This is a genomic window from Neobacillus sp. Fa239, from assembly GCF_055395235.1.
The window spans coordinates 4,767,504-4,785,607 of the sequence record NZ_AP041611.1 but is presented as its reverse complement, the minus strand read 5'-3'; the positions used below and the strand labels follow the sequence as shown (position 1 = coordinate 4,785,607).

Here is an 18,104-nt window from a genome sequence, read left to right as displayed (position 1 = left end):
GATGAAAGAAAGGCGATGAGGGTGAGATTGGATGAAAAAAATAGGGAAAATTGTTCTCTTGTCAACCAGTTTAGTTTTTAGCGGGGCGGTGACACCGTATACTCCCTGGAAGGCAGAAGCTGTTAGTATCTTAAAACTGGCCTATATCAGCTATCAAACTACTGGTAATGTTTATATGCGCCAAGGACCGGGTACAAAGAATCAAATCATTATGTTGATCCCAAAATCAACAGCTGTTATAGCTTTTGAACAAACAGGAAATTGGTATCATCTAACCTATCAATCTATGGTCAAAGGAAAAAAGGTAACGAAAACAGGCTGGGTTAGCGGATCCTATTTAAAAAAAGTAGTGACGGCTAAAGCACCGGCTATAAGTTCCCAACAATTTATACAAACCATGTTTCAAACGGCCGAAAGTCTAAATCTTCGTTCCGGTGCAGGCACTACATATAAATCTTTATTAACCATCCCTAAAGGAACGGTTATTTCCAGCTCTGAAAAGATCGGGAGTTGGTATAAGACCGTTTACTCCTATACATTGAATGGAAAAACGGTAAAAACCACTGGGTGGGTAATAGGTACATATTTGAAGGAATACTATCAATCTCATACGATTACAAATGCCTATTATTTTACAATAGGAACAGTCAGCCTGTACCCCACAGCTGATACGAAGAATAGAGCTGTTTACAGTGTTCAAGAAGGCAATGGTTTTAATTCCGTCTATCAAGTGACGAATAGCATCGGGGAAACTTGGTATCAAATTACGTATAACGGCAAAAAGCTTTATGTGAATAGCCGTAATGTCAGAAAATCGGTTCCCCAAACCTTTGCACCTGCAGATTATCAAGCAAATGTCGATACCTATTTGTATGATTCTGTCGGGAAGATCTTTACGAAGATCCTGCAGATTCCAAAGGAAACGTTCCTTTCGATCAATCAAAAAATTGGTGACTGGTATGCCGTCACTATTAATGGAAAAAAGGGCTATGTATATGATGGTGATGTGACGAAATACAGTCAGCCTACTGAAAAAAACTTAGATGCACCGGCAGATTTCATCGCTGTAACAGATGGGGTTTTACGGATTTATCCTGATGATGCTTCAAATCTTCTTTCGTCCATCCCTAAAGGAACAAAGCTGACGCCAACCGACATAACCGAAAACGGTTGGTATAAGGTTGTCTATAACGGGGTGACAGGGTACATCAATGGAACCTCACTACAAAAAGTCGCGGATAACCCGCCGGTTAATCCGGAAGTACCTTTTTCACAGGCAACTTACTTAATCTTGGCAGATTTAAATCTACGACAAACAAGCGACACAAGTTCGACGAGGCTGGCCGTCATTCCGAAGGGGACCATTGTCATTCCGACGAGTAAAACTTCGGACAACTGGTATAAGGTGTCTTATGGCGGAAATACCGGTTATGTTTACGGAACTTATCTCGAACAAGTCATAACAGGTGATCCAATGGGAAATCGGGATAGCTATCAATTCATTGATCTTAGGACGCAGTCTCCGGTCACGGCCGCGCAAATTAACAATTACATTGCGGGTTATGTGAAATTAACTGGTAAGACAAGCATTCTTGCCGGCAAAGGGCAGGTTTTTATTGATGCAGGAAAAAAGTATGGCGTAAATGCTCTTTACTTGGCGGCACACGCGATCCATGAAAGCGCCTACGGAACATCGCCGATTTCCATAGGGAAAAATAATTTATTCGGCTTTGGTGCTTATGATGCGGCGCCATATATGTCGGCGTACCGTTTTGAGAGCGTAGATGATTGCATTTACTATATCGCCAGTGAAATTAAATCAACCTATCTAAATCCTTTAAGCTGGAAGTATCAAGGTCCCTATCTCGGCTTCAGCACCAAATCAATGTCAAACACAAGAATTGATGAGAATAGTGAAGGCATGAATTTTTATTATGCGAGCGATCCCAACTGGGGCAAGGCGATTGCACAGCATATGGAAAATATTCTTCACTATGATAAAGCCTATTATGCAAATGCAAATGCGGATACCATTATTCCCGCAAGACCGGATGTTCCGGTTGGAAGTGATTTGTTCCCTCAGGGCATTGTCGCTATTTCGAAAGACAGCTCAATCGGTATTCCAAAAGGCAATTCGTTTTTTGTTCTTGAAAAAACAAACGATTTCCGTTTGAGAGTCAATTACGCGGGAAAGGAATTCTGGATAAACAATATTAAATTTAGTTCTTATTCCAACTATCTATCCGTTTTAAATCTCGGCAGAGTGACCATCGATCAATTAAATGTACGTCAAGACCCTTCTACGGCAAAGGCGCCAATTGCTGTCTTATCCTTGAATGATCTTGTCCAAATCGTGCTCCAAAAAGATGGATCATTGGTGATGGATCCTAATAAATCCTGGTACGAGGTGGTATTGCCCAATGGTACTACCGGATGGGTAAGTTCAGCTTATATTTATAGCAGAGATTTTAAATAATAGATTAATAGTTTCATAAAAGCTTTGAATTTAGAAAAGAAAGAGATAGAGAGATAGGAAGTGGCTCAGGTGAAATACATGGGGAAAGTCTTAATTTTATCAACAGGATTACTAATTGGGAGCGGGATGACCGCCCCTATTACACCCAATCGACCGTCACAGCCAAGCAGATCAATGATTATATTGAGAGAAATGTAGCTGGGAGACAGAGTGTTTTAATCGGAAAAGGGCAGGCTTTTATAGATGCGGGAAATAAATTTGGGGTGAATTCACTATACCTTGCCGCCCATGCCATTCATGAAAGCAACTTTGGCATGTCCAATATTTCATTAGGGAAAAAGAATTTGTTTGGCTATGGTGCTTATGATGCCTCCCCGTTTTTTGCGGCATACCGTTTTACAACCATTGAGGATTGTATCAATTATATTGCCCAAAAAATGAAAGCAGATTACTTAAACCCAGATGGCACTCATTTCGAGGGTGCGTTCCTTGGATATCGTACCAATGATGCATATGGAACAAGGATTGACAGCAAGAGTATCGGAATGAATTTTTGGTATGCAAGCGACCCCAACTGGGGCAATGCCATTGCCCAGCATATGCAAGGAATTCTGCCATTTGATAAACAGTACTATACAAATGCAGTGATTCATCCTTCCGTTCCTTTAACACCGGGAATCCCTATAGGAAGCGATATATTTCCGGCAGGGATCCAAGCCATTGCCAATATGGATTTAACATCTGATGTTAAAAAAGGCACGACGTTTATCCTGCTCGAAAAAACAAATGAGTACAATGTGAAAGTCCAAATTGGGAATAAAATTTCCTGGATTGATTCCATCCGTTTCTCAAAATACAAGGGCTATCTATCCGTGTTAAACCTGGGAAGAGTCATTACCCCAAGTTTAAATGTCCGATCCGATCCGAGTACGATAGATAATAAAAATATTATCGGCCAATTGTACTTAAATAATTATGTCCAATTACAATTGGATCCTGCCGGAAAATTAATTATGGATAGCACGAAACAATGGTACAAGGTGAAATTGGTAAATGGAAAAGATGGCTGGGTAAGCACCTCCTACATTGCCAGAGAACTTTTATAATCATACAAACAAAAGACGTGTGAACGGGCACACGTCTTTTGTTGTGTGTTTTTAAAAGGAATGAAATGAGAGTCAATCAGAGGAGAATAACGGACTATGAAGGCATTTACACAAGGGTTTCAAGAATTTTCGCTGCTCCAATCTTTGAAAAAACCTAATGCTGGGTCATGATGGAAAGGGGTGTCACTTTCATCCGATGAATGATGGTACTCGAGACAGTCTTCACAAAAGCCATTTACCATATAGTCCGCTGTTTCTTCGTTTCCACAATCTTTACATCGAGGCATAAAAAGCACCTTCCTTTATATTTTATTCTTTGAACTAGTATATCCTCATTATGACAGTTGAATACCAAAAATTCTGTCAAAATTTAAGTAGATTTTTAATGAAATAGGATCTTAATTAAGCCATTAGTCAAGCGGATGTCTCTTGATAATGAAAGTGAAAAAGTGTATAGTTTTAATTGAGTTTTTTTGTCAACCTTTGTCAGTTTTTAACGATAATTATTTAAAAGTTTCTGTGAAATACGTTTGCTTAACCATCCAATTGCCAGTTCGATAAATATCGATGAAAAAGGAGTCTGAAAAATGATTTATGCAGAAATACTTGCAGGTGGAAAAGGAACAAGAATGGGCAATATCAATATGCCTAAACAATTCTTAACCCTTAATAGTAAACCTATTATTATCCATACAATTGAAAAGTTTATTCTAAATGACCGCTTCGAAAAAATCCTGGTAATAACTCCGAAAGAATGGATTAATCATACAAAGGATATTATTAAAAAATATATCGGCAGCGACGAGAGAATTATTGTAGTGGAAGGTGGTAAAGACCGCAATGAATCGATCATGAGCGGCATCCGCTATCTCGAAAACACCTTTGGAATTAATGATGAGGATATCATTGTTACACACGATTCTGTAAGGCCGTTTTTAACACATAGAATCATTGAAGAAAACATTGATGCGGCTCTTAAATACGGTGCAGTCGATACCGTTATTGAAGCCATTGATACCATCATTCAATCAGAAGATGGCGAGTTCATTTCGAATATTCCGGTGAGGGATACGATGTATCAAGGGCAAACTCCTCAGAGCTTTAATATTAATAAATTAGTCGGCTATTACAATGAATTAACAGATGCCGAAAAGATGATTTTAACGGACGCATGTAAAATTTGCGCGATTTCCGGCGACAAAGTGAAGATTGTAAAAGGTGAATTGTTTAATATTAAAGTCACAACACCTTACGATTTAAAAGTAGCGAATGCCATTATACAAGAGAGGATTCCGCAATGATTAATCAAGTGTATCGTTTAGTTTCTCCACGGCAGTTTGAGATTTCGTATAAAGACAGATCACTTCAATCAGATAATGTTGTCGTTCGTCCTACGTTTCTGTCTATTTGTGCAGCGGACCAACGCTACTATACAGGCTCACGCGGGAAGGAAGCGATGGCTAAAAAGCTGCCAATGGCGCTAATTCATGAGGGAATTGGAAAAGTGGTTTTTGATCCTAAAAACGAATTTGCCCCCGGCACCCGTGTCGTCATGGTGCCGAATACGCCTACAGAAAACGATGAAGTGATTGCGGAAAATTATTTGCGGTCAAGTAAATTCCGATCTAGTGGTTATGACGGTTTTATGCAGGATTATGTCTTCTTAAAAAGGGACCGAGTTGTTCCACTTCCTGAAGAAATTGATCCAACCGTAGCAGCATTTATGGAGTTAATTACGATTAGCATGCATGCACTCGTTCGTTTTGAAGCAAGGGCCCATTCACGAAGGAATGTATTTGGGGTCTGGGGAGATGGGAATTTAGGCTATATCACCACCCTTATCTTAAAGAAACGTTTTCCTGACAGTAAGGTGATCATCTTTGGAAAAACTAAATATAAAATGGATCATTTTTCGTTTGTGGATGAATCCTACCTAATTGATGAAATCCCTGAAGAGGTACAGATTGACCATGGATTTGAATGCGTAGGCGGCAAAGGCAGCCAGAGTGCGATTGACCAGATGATCGATATTATTAACCCTGAAGGATCCCTTTCCATCATGGGTGTATCGGAATATCCTGTTGAAGTTAATACCCGTATGATCCTCGAAAAAGGTCTGACTATGATTGGCAGCAGCAGAAGCGGACGGGCCGATTTTGTCAATACGGTTAATTTTATGGTTGAACATCCAGAGGTCGTGGAGTATTTCAGCATGCTTGTCGGTGAGATTCACGAAGTAAAATCGATTCAAGATTTAGTGGAAGCTTTTGAAAAGGATTTAACAACCTCTTGGGGTAAAACGATTATGGAATGGAAAATATAATTTAGGCTTTTTTTGTTGAAAGGTTGGCATGACATGTATGCATTAAAGATTCTTCCTACGATTGTGACGAAATATTTTATTAGGTTTGTTTTTAACTTGTCATGCCTATTTTTTAAAGTAAATCCTGAAAAGGTCACATTTGCTTCCTACCGAGCGACGAAAATCGAAGGGAATTTATTTCATATCCACAAGGAATTACACGGAAGATTTCCCAATTGGACGTGTAATTTTCTTTTTAAAAAATATAATACTTCATTTATTGGGAAGTTCGATTATTTGCTGCATATGGTAAAGGCCAGTTTTCATTTGGCCACCTCACGTTTTTTTATTATCGATGACTTTTATTTTCCTGTCTATGCGATAACCCCCCGTAAAGGAACGGATATTGTTCAGCTTTGGCATGCGGCCGGAGCTTTTAAAAAGTTTGGGATCAGCACGGTTGATAAACCATTCGGACCAAGCTCGGAATATTTAAAGCATATTAAAGTCCATTCGAATTATACACGGGTCTATGTAAGTTCTTCAGAGATCATCCCTTTTTATGCAGAAGCATTTGATATGTCAGCGGATCGGATTTTTCCATTAGGACTCCCGAGAACGGATTATTTTTTTAACGGATATGAGCAGGAACGGTTAAAGGAATCGATTCGAAAGAAATACCCTGGTATGAAGGATAAAAAAATCATCTTGTATGCGCCAACCTTTCGAGGGAAAAGCCATTATCAGCAATCTTTCCAATGCCCGATTAATTTTTCGGTGATGAGAAAGCACCTTGCTGAGGGGTATGTGTTACTCATCCACCTCCACCCCTATATGGGTTCTGATTTAACTATTAATGAAGAAGAGAAGGATTTTGTTTTTCATATAAAGGATACTTTTAACATAGAACAGCTGTTAACTGTAGCGGATATCCTTGTTACGGATTTCTCATCCGTTATTTTTGACTATAGCTTGTTGGTTCGACCAATTGCCTTTATTGCGAATGATTTGGATGAGTATATAAAGGAACGCGATTTTTATTATCCTTTTTTATCTTTTATTCCTGGTCCTTTTTTTACGGAAACAGAATCCCTTGTTAATTGGATTGCCAATGATGAATTTGATTTGGTGAAAATAAAACAATTTAGAGATCACTTTTTTGATTGTATAGATGGCAAAGCGAGTCATCGAATTGTCAATCACCTGCTTGAAAAGCAAACTTAGTAGTTGATTTCCGCTCTACAAAGAAAAGCTTCGTTGAATTGTCAGCGCAGGGACAGGCTGCCTTTTGCCTGTCACGAGGATGCTCGCTTTCCGCGGGGCGGGCGGTGAGCCTCCTCGGCGCTTTTGCGCCTGTGGGGTCTCACCTGTCCCGCTGCTCCCGCAGGAGTCTCGCACCTTCCGCTCCAATCAACTTCTCATATAACTTATTTAAAACATCAATATTTCAGAAATGAGTGCAGAGGTAACAAATGGCAGATATTCAATCTCAGCAAAATGAAAATAAACAACTAAATAAGGAGCCCGATTTACTTTACCGTTTATTTCGTAAAATCGTTTTCCGAATTCTTTACTACCTATTCTGCTTACTTCCTTTAAATCCTAAAAAGGTTTTATTTGCTTCAGATAGTCGTACTGATATGAGTGGGAATTTTGATTTTGTTTATCGTGAATTAAAAAAGGAAAAGCCGGAATATCAGTATCGATTTTTGCTGAAAGCCAGTACAGGTGCTCCAAAAACCTACTCGGAATTATCCCGATTGGCCTATGATCTTGCGACAGCCAGGTTTATCGTGGTGGATGATTTTTATCCCATTGTCTACCCGCTAAAAATCAGGACGGGTGCCGATTTTATTCAATTATGGCATGCAGTCGGGGCATTTAAAACCTTTGGTTATAGTCGAGTTGGCCGTCCGGGTGGCCCGGATCCCCATTCCAAAAATCACCGAAACTATACAAAAGCGATTGTCAGTTCGAAAAATGTGGCCAAGCATTATGCAGAGGGGTTTGGCATTAATGAGGATAAGGTAGTCGCAACCGGTATTCCTAGGACGGATGTATTTTTTGACCAAGAATACCAAACAAATGTAAGAGAAACTTTATACAGCAAGTACCCATTCTTACGTGAAAAGAAGGTCATTATTTTTGCACCGACCTTTCGCGGGGATGGCCAACAAAGTGCCTATTACCCGCAAGAATATATGGATTTGAAAAAGCTTTATGATTCTTTACATGATGAGTATGTTTTTTTATTTAAAATGCACCCCTTTGTAAAAGACTATTGGGAAATTCCTGATGAATATCGTGACTTTTTCTATGACTTCTCAAAGTATCGTGAAATTAATGATTTATTATTTATTTCAGACATCTTAATTACCGATTATTCATCTGTTTGTTTTGAGTATGCTTTATTAAATAAATCAATGATTTTCTATTCTCCGGATGTTGAGGAGTATATTGCATCAAGGGATTTTTACTATAATTATTATTCCTTTATTCCGGGTCCATTAGTTCGGACGGTGGATGAATTAATTGGAACGATTCAGGACAAACAGTTTGAAATGGAAAAACTGCAATCTTTTGTGGAATACTTTTTTGACCATACTGATGGAAAATCAAGCAAACGCGTCGTGGACAAGCTTTTTAATTGATTGGAATTTATACTCGATTATCATATTCCAAAAATATTTTGGCAAATTTATGCTAAGAATAATGAAAAGTGACTTTGTTTATGGATGGCGTTTTTTATTAAATAGAGGAGATTTTTTATGACCAAACTTGAGTATATCACCAGACCGGATCTAAAAGAGGTTAAGGTAAGTATTATCACACCTGTTTACAATGTTGAGGAATATATTGAAGAAACATTAGATTCCCTTGTAAATCAGACTTTAGATCATGTTGAAATTATCATGGTGGATGATGGTTCCAGTGATCGGAGCCCTGACATTATTGAGGAATATGCGAACAAATACAATAATATTGTGCTAATTAAACAAGAAAATTCTGGACCGGGAGAAGCGCGGAATAATGGACTTGAAGCTGCACGCGGTGAATTTATCAGCTTTGTTGATTCAGATGATCTCCTTCCTCCTGACGCATTAGAAATCATGTACAAAGCCGCTCAAAAGCAAAAGGCAGATGTCATTATTGGAACTTCTTTGAGCTTTAATAGCAGAGAAACCTGGTTTATTGCCAGCCATTTTAATAATGGTGTATACCTTCGAGGCACAAAGGATTTGGTTTCAAACCCCGAACTAGTATTTTCATTGGGACCTTGTAACAAGCTGTACAGTTCGAAAATCGTAAAGAATGTTCGATTTCCAAAAGGAATCCATGTTACCGAGGATCAGCCCTTTGTGATCGAAGCTTATTTAAAAGCTAAAAAGATTTACACGGTTGACAAAATCATTTATAAATACCGTTCCAGGGAAACCGAATCCAATTTATCGTTATCACAAATCGTTCGAGTGAATTCAGTAAAAGTTTTGACAGATATTTTTGCAAGTCTCCGTCTATCCGATGCATTATGGGATCAATATATCTCCAATTCTGTCACTCGATTAGCCTTAAAGAAAAGCTATTACAGCCGAATTGTTTCAGCTGATATTTGGCCTGCTCTTCGAAGTGCCATTGTAAGCAAAGATAAAGAAGTTCAAGTGACCACCTTTTTGCTTGTCTTGGACTGGGTAAAATCACTTGATCCTAGCCTGTTTAATCAACTCCCAGCTTTGCATAGAATCATGACCTATGAAATCGCAGAAAGAATCTTGCTCGTCACTCCCGAGGCAAGGAAAGTCTATTTGCAATGGTTAAAGGCTGTATTCCCATTACTGGATCCAGGTTCATTACATGCTTTAGAAACCTCTACTAAAAAACTGATCTTTTTAGCGGTTAAAAAAGCATGGAAGCAAAATAGCCTGTTCCCTATCTTTTATTTTCTGACCAAAGTAAGATTGAAGAAGATAAGAACAAAGGTAAGAATGGCCTATGCCCGCCGCGTCGCGTTTTCATTTTTTAAATTACTTCCAGTTCAGAAGAAAATCACTTTGGCGACAAATAAATTCCCGATTTTAACGGATTCATTTCAAAATATTTATAATGAGCTGATTGAAAAGCGCCCGGATTATGTGATTAAAGGGCATTTTAAGAAAAAACGCAATATGAAGGATTTTATTAGACTATATTATGACATTGCGACATCCAAGTATTTAATTTTAGATGATTATTATCGCCCTTTATACAAGCTGAAGGTGCCAAAGCGAACTGAAGTGATACAAATATGGCATGCCGCCGGCGCATTTAAAAAATTTGGACATAGTGCAGTAGGATATCTGGAAAGTAATACTCGAGAGTTTGAGCGGAGTGCCCACCAAAATTATTCAAAAGCTGTTGTGACAAGTAAGGAAATCATTCCTCACTATGCAGAAGCTTTCGGTATGTCGAAGGAAAACATTTATCCTCTTGGTTTAGCAAGAACAGATGTCTTCTTCAATCATGATGCAATTGAGTTTGTCCGGAAAAGATATTTGGGCACATACCCAATGCTTAATGGCAAAAAAATCATCACCTATGCCCCGACATTCCGTGGGGGACCTGGAAAGCGAGCCAATTTTAACATTAAGCTGAACCTGGCGAAAATGGCAAAAGAACTTTCTGACGAATATGTACTGGTGTTGAAATTGCACCCATCTGTTACGAAAAAGGTACAAATTCCAGATGCGGCAAAAGACTTTGTGTTAAATTTAAGCAGCAATGATATTAACAATGTCTTGATGATTACAGATATTTTAATTAGTGATTATTCATCGTTAGTATTTGAATTCTCCTTAATGGAAAAACCAATGATTTTCTACGCCTATGATTTAGAGGATTATCTGGAGGATCGAGGCTTTTATTACAATTACACAGACTTTGTTCCCGGACCGATTGTTAAGACGACAGATGAGGTCATTGAACAAGTAAAAACAGCGGATCATTTTGATAAAGAACGGATTCAAAGTTTTAAAGAACGCTTCTTTGACCATCTTGACGGTAAATCGGCCGAGCGGTTCGTCGAAACCCTAATTGAGCCATAATAAAAATTGGCAGGCTTTAAAAGTCTGCCTTTTTATTTAATAAAATATGGCATATCTTCCAGAGAACTGGTTTGAAATAACAAACATCCGGATATATAATATTGGTTGAGTTATTTTAAGATCAATCCAGATGTGGATATCATATATAAAAAGTTGTCTGCCTGTTTATAGATAAACAAGGTAAGGAGATGCTCGTTTTGAAAAAAGTATTAACTTATGGAACGTTTGATTTATTGCACGTTGGCCACATAAACATTTTAAAAAGAGCAAAAGAATTAGGGGATTTTCTTATTGTGGGTTTATCGACCGATCAATTTAATATAGAAAAACATAAAGAAGCCTACCACAATTATGAAGACCGAAAACTAATTCTCGAGTCGATTAGTTATGTGGATTTAGTGATTCCAGAATACAGCTGGGAACAAAAAATATTGGATGTAACAGAACACGGTATTGATACATTCGTAATGGGTGATGACTGGAAGGGCAAATTTGATTTCCTGAAGGAGTATTGTAACGTGGTTTATCTGCCTCGTACAAGCGGTATCTCCACATCCAAAATAAAGTCGGACTTGCATAGTGTGAACAATGGTTAGAGAAGTCATTATATCTATTTATCTGATTCTGTTTAAATGCATATTTGACCTGTGCAATTTGCTCCCTTTAAAAAATAAGGTTACTTTTGTAGTTTCATTCGGGGACAACAGCAAATATGTCTATCACGAAATGTGCAGGCAAAAGATTGATATTGATACCGTATTTTTGTGCAAGGGATTGTCTAAGCAGCATTTTCTCAGCTACAGGAATATCAAACTATTATCTATTGAATCGCTCAATGTAATCGATACTTTCAAATCCATTTATCATTTAGCTACCTCTAAATATGTAATCATTGATAATTATTTTGGATTTTTAGCCGTAACAAATTTTAAGCAAGGTGTTGAATGTATTCAATTGTGGCATGCAGCTGGTGCCATCAAGAAATTTGGTTTAGAGGACCTATCCATAGGTACTCGAAGCAAAAGGGCCAATGACAGGTTTTTACGTGTCTATAAAAATTTCCATAAAGTGATTGTCGGTTCAGACGCCATGGCCGCCATTTTTAAAAATGCCTTTAACTTGGACGATCAAAATATCTTAAGAACGGGGATTCCCCGCAGTGATTTTTTTTATGACGATAAACTGAGAAATGATATCATTTTACAATTAATCAGCGAAAATGAAAACATTAAAGATAAAAAGGTTATTTTGTATGCGCCAACCTTCCGCGACGGTGAATTGGATCAATTTAAACTGAATCTGGATATCGATAGCATGTACCAAAAACTGAATGACGATTATATTGTTCTGCTGAGATTACATCCTGCAGTCAAAAATACAACAGATTACGATAAAATGTATCCAGGTTTTGTTTATGATTATTCCTCACCGAAGGTTAATATTAATGAACTCTTACTTATTACAGATATTCTGATATCGGACTATTCCTCCATTCCATACGAATTTTCTTTATTGAAAAAGCCAATGATATTCTTTGCTTATGATTTAATGCAATACAAGAAGGAAAGGGGACTTTGGGATGACTTCAGTGAAATGGTCCCTGGTCCAGTCGTTTATCATACAGAAGATATTATCAACATTATTTTAGAAAATAAATTTGATTTGGAAAAAATAAAGGAATTTTCAAAGAGATGGAATAAATATTCCACAGGGAAATCAAGTGAAAATTTAGTTGATTATCTATTTAAGGAAGAAAGAATGGGAATGTTAACACAACAGAGGGCATTATAAATTGATTAGATCCTGTTAAAATAGGAATGAATAGAAATTTTATTTGATTTATGATACACTGATTTGGTGCTTCGAGGCACCGCGCTTCGAAAGAGTTTTTGTTATTATATTGTTAAGGAGATCCATAACATGAATTCAATGTTTACGGTCATAAGGGAACAAATAAACAGTTTTTATCTGATACGCAGATTATCCCTTTTCGAATTAAAAAGTGCAAATAACAGCCATTACTTGGGCATGCTTTGGGAAGTCATTAATCCGATGATACAAATCGGGATTTATTGGTTTGTCTTTGGCTACGGAATCCGTAACGGCAGATCCGTTAACGGCGTCCCCTATTTTTATTGGCTGCTTGCAGGAATTTCGGTCTGGTTTTTTGTAAGTCCTGCCTTTATGGAAGCGTCAAAGTCGATTTATACAAGGATATCCCTTATTGCTAAAATGAGTTTTCCGATGAGCGTTATTCCTACTTATGTGATTATTTCGAAGTTTTATCAGCATTTACTATTGCTTGCAATCATCATTGGTATATTTCAATTCACCGGATATCCGATCACGATTTATTATTTGCAAATCCCTTACTTTATGTTTGCAACGATCATGTTAGTGGTCGCAGTATCATTAATTACTTCAACCCTTTCCGTTATTGTGCGGGATGTACAAATGATTGTACAGGCAATTGTCAGAATGCTGCTGTATTTAACACCGATTTTATGGACACCTGAAAAATTACAGTCGGTTATTCATAATCTTATGAAGATAAACCCTCTTTATTACATTACCGAGGGGTATCGTGCCGCCTTACTTGGACACTCATGGTACTTCATTGTACATTCGAGGTATTCACTCTATTTTTGGGGAGTTGTCCTCGTCTTATTATTTATTGGATCCATCCTTCACTTGAAATTCAGGAACCAATTTGTCGATTACTTATAAAGTGGAAGTGATTTAATCATGAAAACTGTTACTGTTGAAAATGTATCGAAGAATTATAAAATGTATAAACGAACGTCTGATAAGCTTTTAGATATTATTTTGCCTGGTGGATATGGCGAAGATTTTTTTGCTTTACAGAATATCAGCTTTACTGCAGAAAAAGGCGATGTTATTGGTCTCATTGGTGTGAATGGTTCCGGTAAATCCACACTTTCCAATATTATTGCCGGAGTGGTTCCGCCTACAAATGGATCTGTCGAAACCATTGGTCAAACTTCTTTGATTGCAATTGCTTCAGGATTGAACAATAATTTGACCGGCCGAGAGAATATCGAATTGAAATGTTTGATGCTTGGCTTCAGTAAGAAGGAAATTCGTGAATTGGAGCCAGAAATTATCGATTTTTCCGAACTGAGCAGATTTATTGATCAGCCTGTCAAGACCTACTCAAGCGGGATGAAATCACGACTGGGCTTTGCGATATCGGTAACGGTTGATCCAGATATTCTTATCATTGACGAGGCTTTATCTGTTGGTGACCAAGCTTTTGCTGAAAAATCCAGACAAAAAATGGAGAGCTTTAAGGAAAGCGGGAAGACCATCTTTTTTGTCAGTCATGCGATTGGACAAATTAAAGAATTTTGTCAGAAAGCCCTTTGGCTGGAATACGGTCAAATCCGAGCATTTGGCCCAACTGAAGAAGTGGTTCCGCAATACGAAAAATTCTTAAAAGAATATAAAGCGATGTCTAAAGAAGAACAGCAGCGCTTTAGGGAAAATGCGTTGCTAAGGCAGGGCCGTCTGATTTTAAGTTCGGCAAAATAGAAAAAAGCACCTGTTACCATGGTAAAATGTTGACACTTTTTACCTTGGTAACGGGTGTTTTTTTATGTGGTTTGTGCAACCTATGGTTATAGAAATTAATTTCCTTTTGGCTTAGGAAAGGAATTGAAAACTGTGGAAAAAGTATCCCAAAAATGGTTCCATGTCGCCATGGTCTACATCATTCTTCAACCAATCCTAGACCTCTTTACATCCTTATCCCTCCACCTGTTTAACAGGGACCTGACGATTGGCCTCATTGTTCGGTTTTCCTTCCTGCTGTTTATGGGTGTCTATCTGATGTTTACATATCGTATGGCCAGATTTTACCTTGGTATCTTGGCTTTATTCGTTGTGATCCATCTGTTCGTGAATCACACCTTTAAACCTGTCTTCCATCCCATTTCTGAAGTGAAATATATTTTAAAGTTATTGTACTTTGTCGTGGCACTGCTATTTTATTTTGTTGTTTTACGGACGGATGGTAAGGAGAGGTTAGTAAAGAATCTTGTGATCGCAATGACATTGATTGGCTTGGTGATGGTTTTATCAGGGATGACCGGCACAGCCTTTAACAGCTATCAAGGAGGAAAGGAGGGGAATGTCGGCTGGTTTTATGCCGGCAACGAAATCGGAGCGATTTTGGCCATGGGTTTTCCCGTCGTCGTTCTTTCTGCCGTGAAAAAATCTAAATGGCTATGGATTTCGGTTATATTTCTGATTTATTCATTATTCGCCTTAGGAACAAAAGTGGGCTTTGGTGCGATGGTCATTGTCCTTTTCATTGCATTGACGATGGTGATTGTAAAAGAGCGAAAATGGCTGCATTCGCTTCTGCTAGCGGTCATTCTGGTAGGAACTTTCTGCTATTTTCCGTTCTCTCCGCTGGCAAAAAATATGAATATGCATTTGTCCTGGCTTGGTTTAAATCAGAAAACATCTACGGAGACTGCGCCAGTAACCGAGGAGCAGATGGAAAATCTGGTTTACAGCGGCAGAGAAAAATTTCTTGCGGTCCAGCGGCATTACTTTCAGGAGGCACCGCTTAGCCAAAAACTCTTTGGTATGGGTTATGGAGGAAACTATCAAAAGTCCGCCAAGATGGTGGAAATGGATTTTTATGATGTCTTTTTTTCTTTTGGAATCTTAGGAACTGTTGTTTATTTTTTGCCGTTTCTGTTCTTTCTTTTACGAGCAGTTTTTCTGGTCTTCAAAAATATCTCTTCGAGTTTGACGCTGCCCAATGTCCTTATTGCCAGCGGCATCCTGCTGGGGTTGGGGATTTCCTATACGGCGGGCCATGTCTTAACAGCCCCGGGAGTAAGTATCTATTTGGCAGTATTGATGGCTTATTATAAGGAAATCGAGACATACTAAGGAAAACTTTTGGAAAGTGGGATAACAGTGCCGAAAGTAAGAGTCCTGTTTTTTCAATTTTTGTTTTCTGCCATTTTTGCCGGGGCTGCCGTAGTCCTCATGGAAGGGATTTATCGAGGAGGTGCTGCTCCGTTTTTTTACTGGATTAAAGAATACCCGGCAAGTTCGATTTATTTATTTTTTTTGCTGTTTTTATTTTTCCAAAGCCTCCTTCTCTTTAATTATAAAGGCTTTTTCCTCGCGGCCATTCTGTCGATCCTGTGCTTCAGCTTCCTCTCCTTTGCCAGTTTTACGAAAGAGAGATTGAGAGGAGACCCGCTCCTGCCAACTGATTTAAAAATGCTGGGGGAAGCGAAAAACATGCTCCACTATTTTTCTGCGTTATCGAATGGGACTGTGCTGGAACTTTTAATGGCGGCTCTTTTCTTTGGCGGATTGCTTCTCTTTCTTTTTCTCAAAATAAAGAACCATACTGGAACAAGGTTTTTTTATTTGTCTTCAACGATTGCCGTTATTCTTTTAACCGGGTTTGTTTATCAGGATATCTTTTTAAAAGAAAGTGCGCTTAAAAAAGTCTTTTCTGTCCAAATTCATTTCTATAATCAAAAGTTGAATTATACCGAAAACGGAGTTCTATTAAGCTTTTTGCGAAATACCTCTACCGTATCTGCCGAAGAACCGGAGCATTATACGCCGGAAAAGATGACGGCTTTGACCGGGAAGCTGGAGGGTAAAAAAGCAGCCGGTACCATGAAGCCCAATATTATCATCGTGATGAGTGAGGCCTTTTGGGATCCTACTGTTATGAAAAAAGTTCATTTTAATAAGGACCCGCTGCCGATTTTTCATAAGCTGGCTGCCGGATTTACCTCAGGAACCGTGTTGACACCGGTCTATGGCGGCTCCACCTCTAATACGGAATTTGAAGTGTTAACAGGGATGACCAATCAATTCCTCCCGCCCGGAAGCATTCCGTATAAAAGTTATCTGAAGAAGCCAGTGCCGGCGCTGCCGAATTTATTGAGATCGCAAGGGTACGAGACCTCGGCAATTCATCTATATCATAATTGGTTCTATGACCGGCATGTGAAATACCGTTTGCTGGGTTTTGACCGGTTCATCAGCCTCGAATTTTTTCCGAGTCCGGTGAAGGATATGATGTATTACCGCGATCAGGAACTGACCGATGAAATTCTCAAGCAACTGAAGGCCAGTCAAGCTCCCGACTTTATTTTTGCCGTGACGATGCAGAACCACGGTCCGTATCCTGCGGATAGGAAAAAGTTTTATGCGTCGATGAAGGCTGAAGGAAGTGGCCTGACTCAGAGCGGGAGAAAGATAACAGAATTCTATGCGGATAATTTGGTGCAAATCGATAAGGAGCTTGGCCGGCTCATCGCCAATCTGGAAAAATCAAAGGAGAAATCAATCGTGGTCTATTTCGGCGACCACCTTCCGTTATTAGGCGAAAATTATCAGGTTTATCGGGAAGCCGGCTATTTTCATGATGACCAAACCTATCCTAACTATCAAAAAATGTACAGTACGCCAATTCTGGTCTGGAATAATTTTGGTCTGAAGCGGGAAAAGCTTGCGCTCAGCAGCTCCTTTATCGGCCCATACGTACTCGATCGCGCCGGGCAGCAGGGCTATTATTTGACTGACTTTTTAAATAAGCAAATGAAGGAAGGGAAGTCCGTTTTTCCAAGACAGGATTATTTGAAATATTCTTCGCTATCTTCGAAGGAGATTAAAACCTATAAACAACTTCAATATGATTTATTGCAAGGAAAGGGCTATGGTTTAAAGAAAGTTGCAGGTATAAATATTAAACCAAGCCCCCGTTATCGGTTGGGTGCGGCGGACCCGCATATTAAATCTGTTGAAAAAAGTACTCATAATGGAAAACGTTCGTTTTTCTTAAAAGGAACTCATTTCACGACAAGCTGCCAGGTCTTTATCAATGGCAAACAGACTTCCTCCATCTTTATGAATGAAAATTTAATCTATGCTTATGCGCCAAAAGGAGTAGTGCCCTCCTCCATTCAATTGCGAATCTATGATAATAAGGGGACCTTATTGGCGAAAAGTAATCAGGTGATGGTGAGGGATTAGGAAGGGTGTGGGGTTGTTGGAATTCCGCGAGTTTGGGTTGGGATTCCGCGGGTTTGGGTTGGAATTCCGCGGACCTCCCAGATAATTCCGCGCGTTTCAGG

14 protein-coding genes are annotated in these 18,104 nt (G+C 38.8%); 13 read left to right on the top strand and 1 reads right to left on the bottom strand.

From position 1 onward, the window contains the following. The first annotated feature begins 31 nt into the window (after nt 1-31). Both ACZ5XR_RS23730 and ACZ5XR_RS23725 read left to right on the top strand, forming a co-directional pair. A complete protein-coding gene (locus ACZ5XR_RS23730) occupies nt 32-2,476 on the top strand; it encodes an SH3 domain-containing protein (protein WP_464498938.1) in 2,445 nt (814 codons plus the stop codon). A gap of 53 nt (nt 2,477-2,529) precedes the next feature. Continuing rightward, nucleotides 2,530-3,582: a glucosaminidase domain-containing protein gene (locus tag ACZ5XR_RS23725; RefSeq protein ID WP_464502419.1), complete on the top strand. Its 1,053-nt coding sequence runs from the start codon at nt 2,530-2,532 to the stop codon at nt 3,580-3,582. Nucleotides 3,583-3,701: 119 nt separating this feature from the next. On the opposite strand, the gene ACZ5XR_RS23720 is transcribed toward ACZ5XR_RS23725, so the two are convergent. Then, nucleotides 3,702-3,869, bottom strand: a complete 168-nt coding sequence (locus ACZ5XR_RS23720) for a hypothetical protein (RefSeq protein WP_464498937.1) — start codon at nt 3,867-3,869, stop codon at nt 3,702-3,704. A 300-nt stretch (nt 3,870-4,169) separates the two neighbouring features. On the opposite strand from ACZ5XR_RS23720, the gene ACZ5XR_RS23715 reads away from it, so the two are divergent. The 11 genes from ACZ5XR_RS23715 to ACZ5XR_RS23665 all read left to right on the top strand — a co-directional run bounded on the left by ACZ5XR_RS23715 (nt 4,170) and on the right by ACZ5XR_RS23665 (nt 18,003). After that, on the top strand, nt 4,170-4,883 hold the full coding sequence (locus tag ACZ5XR_RS23715) for an IspD/TarI family cytidylyltransferase (protein ID WP_464498936.1): 714 nt from the start codon (nt 4,170-4,172) through the stop codon (nt 4,881-4,883). Further along, complete coding sequence (locus ACZ5XR_RS23710) at nt 4,880-5,905, top strand: ribitol-5-phosphate dehydrogenase (RefSeq protein ID WP_464498935.1); 1,026 nt, start codon at nt 4,880-4,882, stop codon at nt 5,903-5,905. Before ACZ5XR_RS23715 ends, ACZ5XR_RS23710 begins: the two co-directional genes overlap by 4 nt. A 33-nt stretch (nt 5,906-5,938) precedes the next feature. After that, nucleotides 5,939-7,108, top strand: coding sequence for a CDP-glycerol glycerophosphotransferase family protein (locus ACZ5XR_RS23705; protein ID WP_464498934.1), 1,170 nt, complete (start codon nt 5,939-5,941; stop codon nt 7,106-7,108). Nucleotides 7,109-7,356: 248 nt separating this feature from the next. Further along, complete coding sequence (locus tag ACZ5XR_RS23700; RefSeq protein WP_464498933.1) at nt 7,357-8,535, top strand: CDP-glycerol glycerophosphotransferase family protein; 1,179 nt, start codon at nt 7,357-7,359, stop codon at nt 8,533-8,535. A gap of 117 nt (nt 8,536-8,652) precedes the next feature. Next, on the top strand, nt 8,653-10,962 hold the full coding sequence (locus ACZ5XR_RS23695) for a bifunctional glycosyltransferase/CDP-glycerol:glycerophosphate glycerophosphotransferase (protein ID WP_464498932.1): 2,310 nt from the start codon (nt 8,653-8,655) through the stop codon (nt 10,960-10,962). A gap of 197 nt (nt 10,963-11,159) precedes the next feature. Further along, nucleotides 11,160-11,558: a glycerol-3-phosphate cytidylyltransferase gene (gene tagD / locus ACZ5XR_RS23690; protein WP_464498931.1), complete on the top strand. Its 399-nt coding sequence runs from the start codon at nt 11,160-11,162 to the stop codon at nt 11,556-11,558. After that, nucleotides 11,551-12,753: a CDP-glycerol glycerophosphotransferase family protein gene (locus ACZ5XR_RS23685; RefSeq protein ID WP_464498930.1), complete on the top strand. Its 1,203-nt coding sequence runs from the start codon at nt 11,551-11,553 to the stop codon at nt 12,751-12,753. The genes tagD and ACZ5XR_RS23685 overlap by 8 nt, the downstream gene beginning before the upstream one ends. A gap of 129 nt (nt 12,754-12,882) precedes the next feature. Then, nucleotides 12,883-13,689 (top strand): ABC transporter permease, encoded by an 807-nt coding sequence (locus ACZ5XR_RS23680; RefSeq protein ID WP_464498929.1) that lies wholly within the window; start codon nt 12,883-12,885, stop codon nt 13,687-13,689. Nucleotides 13,690-13,707: 18 nt separating this feature from the next. After that, nucleotides 13,708-14,514 carry a teichoic acids export ABC transporter ATP-binding subunit TagH gene (gene tagH, locus ACZ5XR_RS23675; protein ID WP_464498928.1) on the top strand — a complete coding sequence of 269 codons (807 nt, stop codon included), beginning with the start codon at nt 13,708-13,710 and terminating at the stop codon, nt 14,512-14,514. A gap of 132 nt (nt 14,515-14,646) precedes the next feature. Further along, entirely contained in the window at nt 14,647-15,888 is a 1,242-nt protein-coding gene (locus ACZ5XR_RS23670; RefSeq protein ID WP_464498927.1) for an O-antigen ligase family protein, read from the top strand. A 27-nt stretch (nt 15,889-15,915) separates the two neighbouring features. Beyond that, on the top strand, nt 15,916-18,003 hold the full coding sequence (locus ACZ5XR_RS23665) for an LTA synthase family protein (RefSeq protein ID WP_464498926.1): 2,088 nt from the start codon (nt 15,916-15,918) through the stop codon (nt 18,001-18,003). The last annotated feature ends 101 nt before the right edge of the window (nt 18,004-18,104 follow it).